The organism is Motilimonas thetidivivens, from assembly GCF_046452435.1.
Classification (GTDB): Bacteria; Pseudomonadota; Gammaproteobacteria; order Enterobacterales; family CBDFNC01; genus Motilimonas.
Genome location: NZ_JBKFDK010000074.1, coordinates 1 through 452, shown reverse-complemented (window position 1 = coordinate 452; position 452 = coordinate 1). Strand labels below are relative to the sequence as shown.

Below are 452 nucleotides of genomic sequence, written 5' to 3'. Positions count from 1 at the left end.
AGTCGAAAACGGCAATTTGTGTTTCTTGGCTTTGCCTTTTACTGGGCAAAAGATGCGAAGGGTATGCCTCGGCTCAGACGGCGAACGGGTGCTGAAAAGCACCGCGCTAGCATGAGTGAGTTTTACCAATACATCAAAGCCAAGCGGTCAAACAAGCTAAATACTTGGATGCCACAATTGAAACGCAAACTGATGGGATACCGAAATTACTTTGGCCTGCCAGACAATAGCCGCAGCCTTGATAGATTGTACAGTTATGTGCTGCACAGTTTATATAAATGGTTGAATAGGCGAAGTGGTCGGCGAAGTTATAACTGGAGTAATTTCAAGAAGATGCTAATGTATTACGCTATTGAGCGACCAAGAGTGAGTAAGCGATTTATTCACGTAGATTGGTACTAGGAGCGTGGTGATTTACACGCGTGAATATATAACTGAAGAGCCGGATGCGG

1 protein-coding gene is annotated in these 452 nt (G+C 44.7%); it reads left to right on the top strand.

Annotated features, from left to right (window positions below):
• Window positions 1-402: group II intron maturase-specific domain-containing protein (locus ACK8OT_RS19295; RefSeq protein WP_410198137.1), on the top strand; the 402-nt coding region annotated here is incomplete at its 5' end.
• Window positions 403-452: the final 50 nt, after the last annotated feature.